At 45.4% G+C, this 15,450-nt stretch carries 14 protein-coding genes; 9 read left to right on the top strand and 5 right to left on the bottom strand.

Going from position 1 to position 15,450, the window contains the following annotated elements; genetic code table 11:
* Window positions 1–5: 5 nt before the first annotated feature.
* From fdx to JM642_RS09485, 6 genes are all read left to right on the top strand, one after another.
* The gene (fdx, locus tag JM642_RS09460; RefSeq protein WP_037418353.1) at window positions 6–341 is read left to right on the top strand and encodes an ISC system 2Fe-2S type ferredoxin; all 336 of its coding nucleotides are present in this window, start codon (window positions 6–8) and stop codon (window positions 339–341) included.
* Window positions 342–495: 154 nt separating this feature from the next.
* The gene (gene rimK, locus JM642_RS09465; RefSeq protein WP_037418350.1) at window positions 496–1,395 is read left to right on the top strand and encodes a 30S ribosomal protein S6--L-glutamate ligase; all 900 of its coding nucleotides are present in this window, start codon (window positions 496–498) and stop codon (window positions 1,393–1,395) included.
* A 68-nt stretch (window positions 1,396–1,463) separates the two neighbouring features.
* Entirely contained in the window at window positions 1,464–1,661 is a 198-nt protein-coding gene (gene iscX / locus JM642_RS09470) for a Fe-S cluster assembly protein IscX (RefSeq protein WP_037418347.1), read from the top strand.
* 207 nt (window positions 1,662–1,868) lie between these two features.
* Window positions 1,869–2,036, top strand: a complete 168-nt coding sequence (locus JM642_RS09475; protein WP_037418345.1) for a hypothetical protein — start codon at window positions 1,869–1,871, stop codon at window positions 2,034–2,036.
* A gap of 232 nt (window positions 2,037–2,268) precedes the next feature.
* Entirely contained in the window at window positions 2,269–2,700 is a 432-nt protein-coding gene (gene ndk / locus JM642_RS09480; RefSeq protein WP_203433572.1) for a nucleoside-diphosphate kinase, read from the top strand.
* Window positions 2,701–2,999: 299 nt separating this feature from the next.
* Window positions 3,000–3,443 (top strand): Hsp20 family protein, encoded by a 444-nt coding sequence (locus tag JM642_RS09485; RefSeq protein WP_037430809.1) that lies wholly within the window; start codon window positions 3,000–3,002, stop codon window positions 3,441–3,443.
* 108 nt (window positions 3,444–3,551) lie between these two features.
* Here the strand turns inward: JM642_RS09485 and ilvN are convergent, their stop codons facing one another.
* The 3 genes from ilvN to JM642_RS09500 all read right to left on the bottom strand — a co-directional run bounded on the left by ilvN (window position 3,552) and on the right by JM642_RS09500 (window position 7,383).
* Window positions 3,552–4,046, bottom strand: coding sequence for an acetolactate synthase small subunit (ilvN, locus tag JM642_RS09490; protein ID WP_011072288.1), 495 nt, complete (start codon window positions 4,044–4,046; stop codon window positions 3,552–3,554).
* Complete coding sequence (locus JM642_RS09495) at window positions 4,046–5,764, bottom strand: acetolactate synthase 3 large subunit (protein WP_109277758.1); 1,719 nt, start codon at window positions 5,762–5,764, stop codon at window positions 4,046–4,048. The genes ilvN and JM642_RS09495 overlap by 1 nt, the downstream gene beginning before the upstream one ends.
* 464 nt (window positions 5,765–6,228) lie before the next feature.
* Window positions 6,229–7,383 carry a multidrug effflux MFS transporter gene (locus tag JM642_RS09500; protein WP_224022150.1) on the bottom strand — a complete coding sequence of 385 codons (1,155 nt, stop codon included), beginning with the start codon at window positions 7,381–7,383 and terminating at the stop codon, window positions 6,229–6,231.
* A gap of 550 nt (window positions 7,384–7,933) precedes the next feature.
* Between JM642_RS09500 and JM642_RS09505 the strand changes: the two genes are divergently transcribed.
* Window positions 7,934–9,808 (top strand): choice-of-anchor I family protein, encoded by a 1,875-nt coding sequence (locus tag JM642_RS09505; RefSeq protein ID WP_203433574.1) that lies wholly within the window; start codon window positions 7,934–7,936, stop codon window positions 9,806–9,808.
* A gap of 128 nt (window positions 9,809–9,936) precedes the next feature.
* Here the strand turns inward: JM642_RS09505 and JM642_RS09510 are convergent, their stop codons facing one another.
* The gene (locus JM642_RS09510) at window positions 9,937–11,295 is read right to left on the bottom strand and encodes a PLP-dependent aminotransferase family protein (RefSeq protein ID WP_203433576.1); all 1,359 of its coding nucleotides are present in this window, start codon (window positions 11,293–11,295) and stop codon (window positions 9,937–9,939) included.
* A 91-nt stretch (window positions 11,296–11,386) separates the two neighbouring features.
* On the opposite strand from JM642_RS09510, the gene JM642_RS09515 reads away from it, so the two are divergent.
* Window positions 11,387–12,013: a LysE family transporter gene (locus JM642_RS09515; RefSeq protein ID WP_203433578.1), complete on the top strand. Its 627-nt coding sequence runs from the start codon at window positions 11,387–11,389 to the stop codon at window positions 12,011–12,013.
* A 224-nt stretch (window positions 12,014–12,237) separates the two neighbouring features.
* Window positions 12,238–13,995, top strand: coding sequence for a SulP family inorganic anion transporter (locus JM642_RS09520; protein ID WP_203433580.1), 1,758 nt, complete (start codon window positions 12,238–12,240; stop codon window positions 13,993–13,995).
* 550 nt (window positions 13,996–14,545) lie between these two features.
* Here JM642_RS09520 and JM642_RS09525 read toward each other — a convergent pair.
* Window positions 14,546–15,217, bottom strand: a complete 672-nt coding sequence (locus JM642_RS09525) for a glutathione S-transferase (RefSeq protein ID WP_203433582.1) — start codon at window positions 15,215–15,217, stop codon at window positions 14,546–14,548.
* Window positions 15,218–15,450 lie beyond the last annotated feature (233 nt).

The following is a 15,450-nucleotide window of genomic DNA, read 5'->3' on the forward strand; positions in this document are numbered from 1 at the left end:
ATGTGATGCCCCAGTTAGTCTTTCTTCCCCATGCTGAGTTGTGTCCCGATGGCGCAGTGTTGGAAGCTGAAGTAGGTGAAACGATTCTCGATGTGGCGCTGCGCAATGGCATCAATATCGAACATGCCTGTGAAAAATCCTGTGCTTGCACTACGTGCCATTGCATTGTGCGTGAAGGATTTGATGAGCTAGAGCCAAGTGATGAACTTGAAGACGATATGCTTGATAAAGCTTGGGGACTCGAGCCTGAGAGCCGCTTATCCTGTCAGGCTAAAGTGGTTGATTGCGATCTGGTGATTGAAATGCCTAAATACACTGTCAATATGGTGAGCGAAGGCTAAGTCACTTTTGTGCTGAAATCGCCAAAAACCAGTCCTAGTGACTGGTTTTTGGCTTTTGTAGACTAGCATTTGCGCAAGCAATAATAGCCATGATTGATTTATCCTTAAGCAAGCGTATTATGCGCTCAAAATGAAATGGTTGTCGGAGACCAGAATGAGAATCGCGATCCTATCGCAAGGGCCTGAGCTATATTCCACAAAGCGACTCGTTGAGGCTGCGACATTACGTGGTCACGAAGTCAAAGTGATCAATCCGCTAGAATGCTATATGAACATCAATATGCGCCAATCGAGCATTCATATTGGTGGTGAAGAATTACCGCCCTTTGATGCGGTGATCCCACGTATCGGCGCATCAATTACCTTTTATGGCTCTGCGGTGCTGCGCCAGTTTGAGATGATGGGCGTCTACGCACTCAATGATTCTGTTGGCATTTCTCGCTCCCGCGACAAGCTGCGCTCAATGCAGTTAATGTCACGCCGTGGCATTGGTTTACCTATCACTGGGTTTGCTAACAAACCAAGCGATATTCCTGATTTAATTGATATGGTCGGTGGCGCACCGTTAGTGATTAAATTGCTTGAGGGCACTCAAGGTATTGGCGTTGTTTTGGCTGAAACCCGTAAAGCGGCCGAAAGCGTGATTGAAGCTTTTATGGGATTAAAGGCTAATATCATGGTACAAGAATATATCAAAGAAGCTAACGGTGCGGATATTCGTTGTTTTGTCCTTGGTGATAAAGTCGTCGCCGCGATGAAGCGCCAAGCCATGCCAGGGGAATTTCGCTCAAACCTCCACCGTGGCGGTACGGCAAGTTTAGTTAAACTCACGCCAGAAGAACGCTCAGTGGCTATTCGTGCCGCTAAGACCATGGGCCTGAACGTTGCGGGGGTGGATTTATTGCGTTCCAACCATGGCCCATTAGTGATGGAAGTGAATTCTTCACCAGGCCTTGAAGGGATCGAAGGTGCTACAGCTAAGGATGTCGCTGGGGCGATAATCGAGTTTGTTGAGAAAAACGCAATTAAGACAAAAAAAACAACTCAAGCGTAAAGTGAGTGGTGATTAAGCTAAACTCAGGTGAAATGCGTTGAAATGTCCGTTTGCATAGGGGAAAGAGGATGTCATTAAAGTGGATTGATTCATTAGATATCGCCTTGGAATTACTGGAAAAACATTCAGATGTTGATCCCCGCAAACTGCATTTTACCGAGTTGTATGAGTGGGTGTTAGCGCTAGAGGATTTTGATGACGATCCTAAACATTGCAATGAAAAGGTATTAGAAGCTATTCAACAATGCTGGATCGAAGAAAAATAACATCAGTTACTCACCATGTTGTTGCGGCAACTTGTCCACGAAAAAACTAATTGGTGTGACATCTATCACGCTTATTTGGCTGTGAAATGGGATTTTAGTCGGAGTTTGATCAGTATCAAATTCCTTTTTATTGAATAACGTACCTTGTTACTTATCGGTTAAGCAGTTAACCGCTTAATATTATTCTCGCAACGCAAGGATGTTCACATGAAACTTTTGTTTGCTATGTTATTCACACTGTTACCCGCGTTGGCATGGGCTCATCCTGGTCATGGCGGTGTCGGTTTATTCCATCATTTGCTCGATTTAGCGCCAGCGGTTATTTTGGTTGCTTTGATTGCTTGGGCTGGAATTTGGGCAAAAAATAGAAAGTAAGCTAATTTGATAACGCTTACTCCTGTATTCATCTCCTTAGAGATATCTCGATAATAAATTGCCAGTTGCCCTTAAATGACAACTGGCGTTTTTTTGTGTGATCAATCTGGTTACAAATCCAGCCAATGTGCGCAATATCTCAGACTTATGTGCTTTAAAGATAGGATTTACTTTTTAAATTTCGTATAATCCGCGCGAATTTTTTCAAACTTGCTGACAAAGGAAGCTTGTTATGGCGATCGAACGCACATTTTCTATCATTAAGCCTGATGCTGTTGCTAAAAACCACATCGGTGCAATCTACAACCGTTTTGAAACTGCTGGTCTGAAGATCGTTGCAGCTAAAATGTTACACCTGACTAAAGAACAAGCTGAAGGTTTCTATGCTGAGCATAGCGAGCGTGGCTTCTTCGGTGCTCTGGTTGCTTTCATGACTTCTGGCCCAATCATGGTTCAAGTATTAGAAGGCGAAAACGCTGTTTTAGCTCACCGCGAAATTTTAGGTGCAACTAACCCAGCTCAAGCAGCTCCTGGTACTATCCGTGCTGATTTCGCTCAAAGCATCGACGAAAACGCAGCTCACGGTTCAGATTCTTTAGCATCTGCAGAACGTGAAATTGCTTACTTCTTCAGTACTGAAGAACTGTGTCCACGTACTCGTTAATCTGAGTGCGAGACCGAAAAAGGGAGCCTTAGTGCTCCTTTTTTATTGGCTGGAATTGGCTAACGGAATCGCGTTGGCGTGTTTGTAATGCACTATTTTTATTTGGTTTTTAAAATTTTTTAAATTTCTTCCTTGAAATATGATTTCCCATCCTTATATCTATTGCAGGATCGCTCGATGAGGATCCCAATCGATTCTGTGCCGTTAGGACAGAAGTTAATTTAGGCGAAACAAATGTGTGTTTTCAACCTGAAAACCGTTCGCCAATTTCCCATATTGCTTAAGATAAGGATATGAATATGCGTACTTATGATTTAACTCCTCTTTACCGTAGTGCTATTGGTTTTGATCGTTTAGCCCAGATGGCAGAACATGCTGCCGCCAATAATGGCAACTCAGGTTATCCTCCATATAACATTGAACTCCTCGGCGAAAATCGTTATCGCATTACGATGGCCGTGGCAGGATTCTCGATGGAAGAGCTTGAGATCAGTAGCGAAGGTGAGAAATTACTGGTTAAAGGCAATAAGGCCGAAAGCCAAACTGAGCGTAAATACTTATACCAAGGTATTGCCGAGCGCGGTTTTGAGCGCACCTTCCAACTGGCTGATTATGTGACCGTATTGGGTGCCAGCTTAGAGAATGGTTTATTGAACATTGATTTAGTGCGTGAGATCCCAGAAGCGTTAAAACCACGCAAGATTGAAATCACCACCTCGCGCTTATTAGATAGTCAATCCTAATCCAGCATCGCGCGGATAAAGAAGGGGAGCTAAATGCTCCCCTTCTTGTTATCTCTTGTCTGGCTCGAATTGGAGATGTTTTCTAAGCGTTATCTTTATATAAGCTCTTTAGGCTTTCATCGCTTTTTCGCCGCGAGCTAAGCCGACAACGCCCGAGCGCGATACTTCAACGACTTTGGTCACTTCACCCATGGAATGAATAAAGGCATCGAGTTTTTCGGTCGTGCCCACCAATTGGATGGTGTAAAGATTGGCGGTGACATCGACAATCTGCCCACGGAAGATATCGGCGGTGCGCTTAATTTCTTCCCTAAGCTCCCCTTGGGCACGGACTTTAACCAGTGCCAGTTCCCGCTCAATATAAGCTGACTCGGTGACATTCGACACCTTGAGCACATCGACCAACTTGTGCAGTTGTTTCTCGATTTGCTCAAGCACTTTCTCATCTGCAACCAGTGAGATATTAAGACGTGACAAGGTATTATCATCGGTCGGCGCCACGGTTAAGCTTTCAATGTTATAACCGCGCTGGGAAAAGAGGCCGACAACACGGGATAGGGCGCCGGACTGGTTTTCGAGTAATACAGATATAATTCGACGCATTAGCATTTCTCCGTTTTGCTTAACCACATTTCATTCATCGCGCCGCCGCGGATAAGCATCGGATATACGTGCTCAGTCTCATCCACCATAATGTCGATAAATACCAGTCTGTCTTTCATGGCAAGGGCTTCGGCCATCTTAGACTCAAGCTCTGCAGGATCGCTAATCGTCATGCCAACATGGCCATAGGCTTCGGCAATTTTGGCGAAGTTGGGTACCGAATCCATATAGGAATGGGAATGGCGACCCGAGTAGATCATATCCTGCCACTGTTTGACCATGCCGAGGAAACGGTTGTTTAAGTTGATAATTTTAACCGGCGTATCGTATTGCAGAGCGGTTGAAAGCTCTTGAATATTCATTTGAATCGAACCATCGCCCGTTACGCACACGACGGTTTCGTCTGGCATTGCCATTTTGACCCCCATTGCTGCGGGTAAACCAAAGCCCATAGTGCCAAGGCCACCGGAGTTAATCCAATGGCGGGGTTTATCAAAGGGATAATAGAGTGCGGCAAACATTTGATGCTGGCCCACATCCGAGGCGACATAGGCCTCACCATTAGTGAGTTTGTAGAGAGTTTCAATCACTTGCTGTGGTTTGATCCGATGACTTTCCTTATCGTATGCCAAGCAGTTACGCTCGCGCCACACAGTGATTTCTTGCCACCATTGATTGAGCGCCTCGCTATCGTTGCTCTCCTTCGATTCTTCAAGCAGGGCTAACATGCTGTCTAATACAATATCGGCCGAGCCAACGATCGGGATATCCACTCGTACGGTTTTTGAAATCGATGAGGGGTCGATATCAATATGCAAGATGGTGGCGTTAGGGCAGTATTTTTCGATGTTGTTGGTGGTTCTGTCATCGAAACGCACGCCAATCCCGAAGATAAGATCGCAGTTATGCATGGTCATGTTAGCTTCATAGCGACCGTGCATCCCCAACATACCTAAGCTGTTTTTATGGGTGCCAGGGAAGGCGCCAAGGCCCATTAAGGTGCTGACAACGGGGATATTTAACTTTTCTGCTAGGGTTAAGATCTGCTTTTCACTGCTAGAAATAATCGCACCACCACCCACATAGAGCACGGGTTTTTTCGCTGCTAATAATGCCTGTAATCCTCGACGAATTTGACCTTTATGGCCCGATGTCGTTGGATTATAGGAGCGCATTTTTATGCTCTCGGGGTAAATATAGTCGTGCAGTAATGCCGGATTGAGGCAATCCTTGGGCAAGTCTACCACGACGGGGCCAGGACGACCCGTGGAGGCAATATAAAAGGCTTTTTTAATGATCTCAGGAATTTGAGTGGGATCTTGGACTAAAAAGCTGTGTTTGACGACTGGGCGTGAAATCCCAATCATGTCGCATTCTTGGAACGCATCGTTACCGATTAGATTGCTCGGCACTTGGCCAGATAACACCACTAATGGAATCGAATCCATATAGGCGGTGGCGATGCCAGTAATGGCATTGGTGGCGCCTGGGCCTGAGGTCACGAGTACTACGCCTACTTTTCCCGTAGCTCGGGCATAACCATCGGCCATATGCACGGCGGCCTGTTCGTGGCGAACCAGAATGTGTTCAATACCGGGGATAAGGTGCAGGGCGTCGTAGATATCTAACACTGAGCCGCCAGGATAACCAAATATGTGCTTTACCCCTTCATCAATAAGGGAACGCACAATCATGCTGGCGCCGGATAACTTCTCCATGTGAAACTCCTATTGCATAGTACCGTTACGGTAAACAGTATCTTGTTACAGCGACGGTAATCGCTCTAAAAATAAGCCTGAAGGGTAATTCAGACTCCGTTTGCTGAACTTGAAATCATCGATTTCAAGCGCTCATCCCTTTGGATGCAGCAGCTGTTGCAATGAACAGAATTTCATCATATTCAAAAAAGAACACATTTCAAGGGTTTTCTGTAAAAAATAACCAACTTGAGACAATTTCATGTTTAGGCACGATAAATGCTCATTAAACGGGAGTTTCGTGTGTGAAAATTTTATTTAATCACTTTAATTAGAATGGGTTAGGTAATTTACAATGAAAAACGGCACCAAGGTACTATATAACCTAAGTGCCGTTTGTTTAGGGAACGCTTAATTTGTTACAAATCAACCACAAAAGCGATGAAAACTTTGATTGCTTCGCTTACGCGGCATAAAGGCGCAGATTATTGCTTTGGTTTGGCTTGATGAGTCTGTCGGTTAAATTGACAGAATCCCACCAATAATACCGCCGTCAACATTAATGCCGAGAAGGGCACTGCGGTGCCATTGTAAAACAGCGCGAGTAATGGTCCTGCAAGGGCGCCAAAGCCAAATCTTAAGGTGCCAATCACCGCCGTTGCAGTGCCGGTTTCCTGCTTAAATTTCATTAACACAATGGCATCAGCATTAACTGACATAATGCCAAGAGAACCCATCAGTGGAATAAGCATTAATACCGTAAAGTGGTAACTGAGACCCAATAAATTCACTCCCAGTAAACCTGCAGCTGCGAGCGCTCCTAAGAAAGTCGACACGTGCAACATCCTTAACGAGCCATAACGGCCCACAATTCGGGTATTGATGATATTTGCCAGCATCAGAGCGCCCACATTGGTACTAAAGAGTAGGGCAAATAAGGATTTATCTAATGAAAAAACCTCCATATAGACAAAGGGCGATGCCGTTAAATAACAGAAAAAGGCAAAGGAGGTGAGCACTCCGCTGGCAATATTCATTTTGACGCCTGGGCGTGAAAACACAGTGGCATAGGCGCCCAAAAAAGATTTTTGGCTGCGGCTACTTTGATCTTTATCGCTGGGCATTCTCAGCAGCGTAATGACCAACATCAGTAATAACAGGGCATAGGCTGATTGGATAAAGAATATCAAATGCCATTCGCCAAGTTCGAGGATAAGACTACCAATACTGGGGGCTAATAATGGCGCTAACATCATGATCAAACTGACATAAGACATACCTTTAGCCGTGTTTTCACCATAGACTTCTTTGATATAGCCAGGGACAACCACAGTGGCCGCTGCGCCGATAAAAGCTTGTAAAAAGCGCAGGCCCAAAAACACTTCAATCTGCTCAGCTAAGCCTAACAACAGGCTAGCTAACATAAAACCTGATAGCCCCATAATCACCATGGGACGACGGCCAATACGGTCAGCAAGCGGCCCAAAGCACAGCATGCCGAGGGCATAGCCGCCTAAGTAAACACTCAAGGATTGTTGCACTAAGGTGATATCGGTATGAAAGCTATGGGCAAGTGTTGCCATAGCGGGCAAATACATGTCAATCGCGAGCGGCGTGATCGCGACAATGGCGGCAAGCATTGGGATAAGCAAGGCCAAATGGGGAATATTACGCTGTGTGGTTGAATTAGTTGACGATTGTAGGTCCACAGTTACCTCGAGTGGCGAAAGAAGGCGATATAAAGTGTTATGTCACTCGAAAATCAAAATTGTAGGGTAACAATTTTGCCTATTGGCGACTCATTTCGCCTCGATTGACATAGCATATCGTGCCATGAGCATTGGAGGAGTATAGGGGAGAAATGAGTGACCAGCGTAGACCCAACCAACAGTTGAACTGAGTGATTGGTCTTGTCATCGAGTATAAGGATATTAAGCCATAACATAGTAAAACGCTCAGCCGAATAAGCCAATCTCGATGACGATATCTTTACACTTAAATTGTAACCAAAATCGATTTACTGCCTTTTTATTGCATTGATGTACCAATGTACGCCTGAGCGTCATTCATTCGACTGGGATTGTCATGTCACCGTCATCTATATGTCATCTAACCGTCTTGAATGCGGATTAGTTTATTGGGTTTTAGCTTAACCCTACGACTAATAACAACACATTCAGGAATGAAGCAATGAACACAAAACGACTGCCGCTGGCTGGTGCGATACTGGCAAGTTTACTCCTTAGTGCCTGTAATGGTGATGACGGTACCAATGGTGAGCAGGGGGATAACGGCTTAAATTCATTAGTTAAAGTAACTCCACTCTCTATTGGTGATGCAAACTGTCCCGCCAGTGGTCAACGTATCGATACCGGGCTTGATGCGAATCGTAATGGTAAGTTGGAAGAGACTGAAATCGATGCGGCGCAAACGCAATTTATTTGCCAACCCCAAGCAGTTGGAGTCAAGGCGGAGCTTATTGGCCGTCATCAAACGGGCGTTTATGGCCTGAGCGCTGCTGAGATTGTTGAATACCATAGTGCTTCTCAGCGTATTTTTGTGGTCAATGCGAGAAGCGGTAAAGTCGACATTATCGATGCCAACTTACTTGGCAATGCTGCTGAGGCAACTGTGCCATTAGCCTTGAATAATCTTGATAAGCTCGGCGAGCTGGATGTCGCCAAAGATGTGGGCTTGAGTTTTATGGGCAGCGTTAACAGTGTCAGTATTTATGGTAACTTGTTAGCGGCGGCCATTGAGCGCGGCGATGCAGCGGGCAATAAGACTCAAGCCAATGGCTATGTGGCTTTCTACCAACTCAATGGCAATGAGACACCGCAGTATCTCAGCGCGGTTGAAGTCGGTGCATTACCAGATAACGTAGTCTTTAGTCATGATGGCAAAACGGTACTCGTTGCGAATGAAGGTGAACCAAATCAAGACTATAGTGTCGATCCTGAGGGCAGTGTAGCGATTATTGCCATTGCGGATGGCAAACCCGCAGCAACGGCGACGCTAGTGACATTCACCGAGTTTAATCAGGGCAATGCTCGCTATAATGAAATCACCAAGGACATTAAAATCAATGGCCCTATGGCCACTGTCGCGCAAGATTTGGAGCCTGAGTATATCAGTGTCAGCCCCGATAACAGCCGAGCCTTTGTGAGTCTGCAGGAGAACAATGCCATCGCGGTGATTGATATCGGCAATGCCAAAGTAGCGAAGATTTTACCCTTAGGACTGAAGGATTATGGTTTTGATGTGAATAAAATTGATGCTAGCGATAAGGACGATATGGTCAACCTTCAGGCCTATGCGGGCGTGTATGGCATGTATCAACCCGATACCGTTGCGAGTTACCGTTGGAATAATACTGATTTTATTGTTACCGCAAACGAAGGGGATTCCCGTGATTATGCTGGGTTTTCGGAGGAAGCCCGTGCCGGTGACTTAACTTTAGATCCTAATCATCCACAATTTGCTGCCGCAAAAGATAAGACCCAATTAGCCCGTTTGAAAGTGACTAAGAGTATGGGTGATGACGATAACGACGGCGATTATGACAAAATTGTGAGCTTCGGCGCGCGTTCTTTCTCAATCTGGACCGCCGATGGTCAACAGGTGTTTGACAGTGGCAGCGATTTTGAGCGGATCACCGCAGCCTTGTTAGGCAATAACTTCAACAATAACAATGAAGAAAACAAAGGCGATAGCCGCAGTGATGATAAAGGACCCGAGCCAGAAGCCTTAGTTCTAGGCAAAATTGGCCAAAAACTCTATGCCTTTATCGGGCTTGAACGTACCTCTGGTTTTATGATGTACGACGTGACAAATCCTTTTGACGTGCATTTTGTGGATTATGTAGTAAACCGTGATTTTGACGCGAGTTTCAGCATTAATACAGATACGGGTGAAGTGAAAGGTGATGCCAGTTTAGCGGGAGATTTAGGGCCAGAAGGCATGAAGTTTGTGAGTGCCGAGAAGAGTCCTAATGGTCAGCCTCTGTTGATCATTGGTAATGAAGTCAGTGGCACAACCAGCGTGTACCAAATCAAGGTGCAATAGCCATAGCTTGTGTTCAAGGTGCGATAACTTTAGATCTCAACATCTTAAATGCTTGTAAGTAAGCTTAAAACGCCAGAGCATCACTCTGGCGTTTCTTTTTGCTTCTTTCTCGCGATAAAAATGCAAGGTTAAACGACTGAATAGGCGTTTTGCTTGAGTGCGTTAAAGGTGGATTCGATGCATTCGAGCGCAAGCTGGAATTGGGTATCCTTTTCGGCGCCACCTAAACTTAAACGGATAAAGTTGTCATGGCAGTTAAAGTCATCCCCATTGCGGATCAGTACACCTTTTGCCGCTAAGGCGGTCACCAGATGATGGGCTTTAATGTCTTCGGGTAACTGGATCCAGCCATTTAAACCCCGCCAGCGCTGAGTTAACCCCAGCTTGTCGCCCAATGCTATGCATTGCTGCTGACGCGCGCGAATAATCGCATCGCGATTGGCCGTGATGTGCCCACGCTTGATTAGCTGACAGGCGAGCTCCACATTGAGCGGCGAAACCATCCAACATTGGCTATGAATGGCGAGGCGCAATGGCGCGATGAGCGGCTCGGGTACTAGGATAAAACCTTGCCTTAAGCCCCCTGAAAACAGCTTAGACAGGCTTGAAATGTAAATGACCCTCGGCACATTCAGCGTCTGAGCTAACTGCCACAGCGGAGGGTGCCATTCCTCGGGGAGAGAATAATTCACATCATCTTCAATGATATAAAACTGGTACTGCTCCGCGAGTGCCAACAGTTTTTCTCTCTGTTGCTCACTGTATTGAATGCAGGTGGGGTTTTGATTGTTAAGGGTTAAGTACACCAATTTAGGTTGATGGATTTGTACTAAAGCCTCGAATCTTGCCAGATCGACTCCGTCAGAGGTTAATGGCACGCCAATGCTATTGATACCCAATTGTTTCGCGCAAATACGCACACCGGGATAGCTGTACTGCTCGTGCAGTAGCACCTCGCCCTTGGTGAGGAAGGCATTAAGGCAGGCAAAAATGGCCTGTTGCCCACCATGGGTAAAGATCAGTTGCTCGGGTTGCTGTTCAATACCGCGTTGTAAAAGCCAGTGGTGAAATATCTGTTGATGTTGATCTAAGGGGCTGGCGCGATAGCCAAGGAGTTGACTCAGTTTCGCTGGATCCTTAGCCAGTTGGCTTAGGCAATCACTCAGCGTACTTATTTGATCCGTCAGCGGTTGCTGACAAGTCGCCATATTGAGCTGCAAATGACTGAGCTCTGGCACGGGAGAGGCGTTGACATAGGTACCATCACCGATACGCGCTTCCACATAACCGCGTTGCTCCGCTAGAGCATAGGCCCGAGTGACAGTGCCTATGGTCACTCCAAGTGCATCGGCTAAACGCCGCTGTGGTGGGAGTTTTGTGCCATGGGGCAGGGTCTTACACAAAATGCCTTGTTCGATCGCACTGACTAGACGTTGATATTTAGGACCTGTAAATGCTTCTATATCGGGCGTCCAAATTGTACCCATGACAATAAATCCATTGATCTCCGCTAATCTCCCTATATTATTTATTGTATCTTTTATTGTCAAACATTGTATGCATACAATTTAGGTGTTTATGGATATTCAACTTTTTAATGATCCACAACTCTGGACTTTAATGGCCTCAGCGGCACTTTTTTGTGCAACCATGACCATGACTCCGGGACCAAATAATATTCTACTCGCCAGTTCAGGTGCCCATTTTGGGGTGATGCGCACCATTCCACATATTGTAGGGATCCGCTTAGGTTCGACCTCTTTGCATCTGTCGGTTTTACTGGGTCTTGGCGCTTTATTCGAGTCGTTTCCCGTGTTGCATCAAGTGCTAAAGTACGCAGCGTTACTGTATTTGTTGCACCTTGCCTATCGATTAGTCACCTCTCCTGTTAAGGCGGCGCATTTGGATGACGGGCGTCAGCCGATGAGTGTGATAGAGGCGGCGCTGTTTCAGTGGATTAATCCTAAATCTTGGATGTCGACCATTACCCTTTGTAGTGCGTTTACCTTAGGGGGCGATGGTTTTTGGCTCAGTGCATTACTAGGCGTGTTAGTGTTTAATCTGGTGGGATTTCCGGCTTCATTTACTTGGGTGTTTGTTGGTGCAGCAATCAGTAAAAAACTGAATACGGATAAACGTAAACGTCATTTTAACTGGTTTATGGGCAGTTTATTGTTAGTTTCATTGCCGATGATCCTGCGGTAAGCAGAGCTAATTAGGCTAAAAGCTTAAATATTCTGGGATACTGACTCGCTTAATGATTGGCTTTATGCCATAACCAACATAATATTGATGGCTTTTTTAGATAACGGTTTTATATACCTAAACAAACTGAAGAAGTTGGTTCCATGGGTATTGCACCGATATAAGGTGAGTTATCTAACCATAACAAGTTAGCAATTGACTTGGGAGTATATGGAGGTTAGCGCGTGAAGTTTCCCAGTTTAGTATCATTTATGCCTGGTTTGGCGCAGATGCTGCAGTACGAGAAGCAATGGCTCAGGGATGATGTTCGAGCCGGATTATCCGTGGCGGCGGTCGCTTTACCTGTAGCCATTGCCTATGCACAACTTACAGGGGTTAATGCCGCTGTTGGTTTATACTCCTGTGTGTTGCCAATGTTAGTGTATGCATTGTTTGGTACTTCTAGACAATTAATCATTGGTCCCGATGCCGCGACTTGTGCCGTGATTGCCGCAGTTGTGACGCCACTAGCTGCTGGCGACAGCATGAAGCACTGGCAACTCGTGATGACCATGACGGCCATGACCGGTTTTTGGTGTTTAATCGCCAGCCGTTTTCGCCTTGGCGTCTTGGCGGACTTTCTCTCAAAACCGATTTTAATGGGGTTACTTAATGGTGTGGCGATCACTATTATCGTCGGTCAATTCTCAAAGATTTTTGGTTTCACCTTCGATGAGCGTTATTTGATTGAGCGCTTATCCGGTGCGCCTTCCTATCTCACCAAAACACACTGGCCCACCTTATTGATGGGATTGGTGACCTTAGCCACCTATGCCTTAATAAAACGTTATCGTCCACAATGGCCTGCTTCAATGTGTGCAATGGCAATGGCTGCATTTTTGGTTTGGGCCTTTAACTTAACCAGCTTCGATATCAATGTGGTGGGCGAGGTGAGTGCAGGCTTACCTTCGTTTCAAGCGCCGGTTTTTAATATTGGTATTGCCCGTGAACTAGTTGTGCCTGCGCTTAACTTAGCCATGGTGAGCTTTGTGAGTATGATGCTTACTGCACGCAGTTTTGCGGCTAAAAATGGCTATGATATCGATGCGGACAAGGAGTTTCGCGCCCTCGGTATTGCCAATATTGCTTCAGCTTTATCACAAGGTTTTGCGGTCAGCGGTGCTGATTCGCGTACAGCTGTCAATGATGCTAACGGCGGTAAAAGTCAGCTTGTTTCAATCATCGCGGCGTTATTGATTGCGATCGTCGCGTTGTTTTTTACTGCACCATTGAAATATATCCCTAGTTCAGCTCTTGGTGTGGTCTTAGTGATTGCCTCAATTTCGTTGATTGATTTAAAGGCGCTATGGAATCTGCGCGTCAGAGACCGTTCAGCCTTCTTGCTTGCTTGTACCACATTGTTTTCAGTACTGTTTATTGGCGTTATCCCTGGGATTACCTTGGCGGTGTTACTGGGTTTATTCCAGTTTTTAGCGACTGTGATGCGGCCAACGGATCAAGTGTTAGGGCTTGATCATAAAGGGGTTATCCGCAGTGTAGATGATTCGGGCAAGGCTAAGTCTGTGCCTGGGGTGTTTATCTACCGTTTTAATTCACCATTAACCTACTTCAATGCCACTTACTTTAAACGTCGGTTACTGGAGAAGTTTATCCGTGAGCCTGAACCCGTCGATTGCATCATTATTGATGCCGTGCCGTGTTTTACCCACTTGGATTTAAGTGTGATGGCCATGCTTGCGGATTTGCATCAACTATTGAAGAAGCGCGGTATACGCTTAGTGTTAGCCGGGCGTAAACGACAGATGCTCGGCTGGTTTGAACAAGCAGGTATGCAGTCGGGTGAGGGCGGTATATTAATCCGACCCGATTTATATTTGGCATTGAAAATGAACCAAAGCTACAAACAAGCGTTAGCTGAAGGCCAAGCGCCAGTAATCAAAAAAGCGCCTGAGGATGATGTGCTACTTCATAGTCATTTATAGGATACTATTTTAACGAAAAGCGCGGTAATGTCCGCGCTTTTTGGTTTATTGTTCAAGTGCATAGAGTTATGTACTTTATATTTGATGCCTCAAAAGTATGATGGTTGTGGCGTAAAGAGCCGCTCGTCATTTGAGTATCATAACTACGCGTCATTCCTCGTTTCGCGAGCTTGCGTAACATCTAAAGCTTAAACATCAACCCGTTCTAGTCATTTTGCAGTTTATCTAAAGGGATTAAACCATGATAGGCATAGTAGCCTATGGGGCCTAAAAATAAGCTTAGCAGGCACCATAAACATTTTTTGTTAGTGCTGAGATTAACTTGGCTCTTAAATACTCGAGCTGCGAATAAGCAATGCAGTAGGGCTAAACCGATGAGCATCGCTATGATTATAATATCCGTATTATCCAAGTACTTTATCCCTGTAATTCATCGTGATGATTTAGCATAAAATGTTAAAAAGGATTTACTCACTTTACCTAAGTGAGAGCTACTTTACGTGAACATTTTACCGATTGCTATGGGGTATATAAAAATAAACGTTAATTCTTATTTACTTATAGACGTTCCTAACAAGTAATTTGGGGTATTACCAGTCTGCCAGATCACATATTTAGTCATGGCATGTTGAAATATGTCAGTGCTTGTTAGCTCAGTTAACCATGCCATAAGCCGTGGGAAATCACCGTTCAAATCCCGTTTGGCATCCACCGTAGTAAATTGGCGGATAAAAGGCACAATGGCAAAATCAGCAAGGCTTAACGCAGGGCTGATAAGATAAGGATGTTGCTGAAGCTGTGCTTCGAGCCGTACCAGAAAAGTGCTGGCCTTGGCGAAATAATCCGCCTGCGAGTATTCAGGATACCGATTTGCATATTTGTACTTATCCAGCCAAGGTTTAAATTCAACATCATTCTGCACAATAAGCTCATTAATCAGGCTTTGCGCTGAGGTGGTTTGTCCGAGTAACTGCTGTGCGGCTGGCGAGTCAGCCTTATGCAGTCCCCAGAGCATAATATCCAAGCTCTCAGCAATCACCTCTCCAGTAGGGAGCTGCAATACGGGCACTGTGCCCTTGGGGGAGATGGCTAACATCTCTGCGGGTTTCGCTTTAAGGGTGATTTCTCTCACTTCCACTTGGCATTGGCCGAGCAATAGCCCAAGTCTAGCGCGCATAGCATAAGGACAGCGGCGAAAACTGTAGAGTATAGGTAAGGGCATAGTCTTATTCCTTAATGCAATGATAAAAACGGTTTAGTCACGACTGTGGGTTAAAAGTTGGCAATAGTAGTGACTTTAAAACAGAAATACTGCGTTTATTACTGATTATTCCACCGTTTGCCTGTAAATAAGCAATGACCTTGGTTTTTGTCTGTGTTTATCCGACTGTGACTCAGGTAGAATTTCGCCCTATTTTTGCGACCTAGCTTAGGCTTGGGTGATTATTGGTTAAT

The organism is Shewanella sp. LZH-2 (genome assembly GCF_016859145.1).
In the GTDB taxonomy this organism is placed as follows: domain Bacteria; phylum Pseudomonadota; class Gammaproteobacteria; order Enterobacterales; family Shewanellaceae; genus Shewanella; species Shewanella xiamenensis.

What these genes read in the sequence shown, in the direction of transcription:
- fdx (WP_037418353.1), top strand. Translation starts at nt 6, where the DNA reads ATGCCCCAGTTAGTCTTTCTTCCCCATGCTGAGTTGTGTCCCGATGGC.
- rimK (WP_037418350.1), top strand. Translation starts at nt 496, where the DNA reads ATGAGAATCGCGATCCTATCGCAAGGGCCTGAGCTATATTCCACAAAG.
- iscX (WP_037418347.1), top strand. Translation starts at nt 1,464, where the DNA reads ATGTCATTAAAGTGGATTGATTCATTAGATATCGCCTTGGAATTACTG.
- JM642_RS09475 (WP_037418345.1), top strand. Translation starts at nt 1,869, where the DNA reads ATGAAACTTTTGTTTGCTATGTTATTCACACTGTTACCCGCGTTGGCA.
- ndk (WP_203433572.1), top strand. Translation starts at nt 2,269, where the DNA reads ATGGCGATCGAACGCACATTTTCTATCATTAAGCCTGATGCTGTTGCT.
- JM642_RS09485 (WP_037430809.1), top strand. Translation starts at nt 3,000, where the DNA reads ATGCGTACTTATGATTTAACTCCTCTTTACCGTAGTGCTATTGGTTTT.
- ilvN (WP_011072288.1), bottom strand. Translation starts at nt 4,046, where the DNA reads ATGCGTCGAATTATATCTGTATTACTCGAAAACCAGTCCGGCGCCCTA.
- JM642_RS09495 (WP_109277758.1), bottom strand. Translation starts at nt 5,764, where the DNA reads ATGGAGAAGTTATCCGGCGCCAGCATGATTGTGCGTTCCCTTATTGAT.
- JM642_RS09500 (WP_224022150.1), bottom strand. Translation starts at nt 7,383, where the DNA reads ATGCTTGCCGCCATTGTCGCGATCACGCCGCTCGCGATTGACATGTAT.
- JM642_RS09505 (WP_203433574.1), top strand. Translation starts at nt 7,934, where the DNA reads ATGAACACAAAACGACTGCCGCTGGCTGGTGCGATACTGGCAAGTTTA.
- JM642_RS09510 (WP_203433576.1), bottom strand. Translation starts at nt 11,295, where the DNA reads ATGGGTACAATTTGGACGCCCGATATAGAAGCATTTACAGGTCCTAAA.
- JM642_RS09515 (WP_203433578.1), top strand. Translation starts at nt 11,387, where the DNA reads ATGGATATTCAACTTTTTAATGATCCACAACTCTGGACTTTAATGGCC.
- JM642_RS09525 (WP_203433582.1), bottom strand. Translation starts at nt 15,217, where the DNA reads ATGCCCTTACCTATACTCTACAGTTTTCGCCGCTGTCCTTATGCTATG.